A 730-nucleotide genomic window follows, 5' to 3' on the forward strand; every position below is an offset into this window, starting at 1 on the left:
ATGCTGCTGGTATGGGAGCTGCCCGACCCTGACGAGGATTACGCTATTGGCGCCGACGTGGCAGAAGGTCTCGAGCATGGTGACCGTTCGAGCTTTGATGTCGTGGTCAAGAGTGACGGCCGTCAGGTGGCCCACTGGTACGGACACCTCGACCCTGGTCTCTTTGCTCAGCTGTTGGCTCATGTCGGCAAGTGGTATGGCACCGAAGAGTATGGACCGGCTTATATCGGCCCCGAGCGTAATAACCATGGTCATGCGGTACTGCTCAAGCTGCGCGAGCTCTACCCCGTCCGCCGCATCTACACCCAGGAACACATCGACCGAGACCGTGATGACGAAACCCCACGCCTTGGCTGGCTCACCACACGACAATCCAAGCCGATCTTGGTGGATGGCCTTAAAGACCTGCTGCGTGCCGGCCAGTCCGGGATCTACTGGATAGGCACCATCAGTGAAGCAACCACCTACGTCTATGACAAACGGGGCAGCATGAATGCCCAGACCGGCTGTTACGACGATCAGCTCGTCAGCTACATGATTGCCCAAGAGATGCGCGCCAGAATGCCTGCTCGCATCGTCAAGTCCGGACCCGCCCCTAAACCCAAGCACTGGATGGCCAACTAATGATCAAGAACCAACCCAAGGCCCCCTCACAGGGTGGCCTCGATACCGCACGTCTACTCAACCTGATGAGTGATATTAATGGCCAGCCTGATTGGCGCTCTTTGGC

The 730-nt window shown here is 57.9% G+C and carries 1 pseudogene; it reads left to right on the forward strand.

The features are described 5' to 3' along the window. Positions 1 to 624, forward strand: a pseudogene (locus tag ACW5W8_RS23775) (terminase); the annotation flags it as partial. Between the last annotated feature and the right edge of the window lie 106 nt (positions 625 to 730).

This window comes from Aeromonas aquatilis (genome assembly GCF_054052405.1).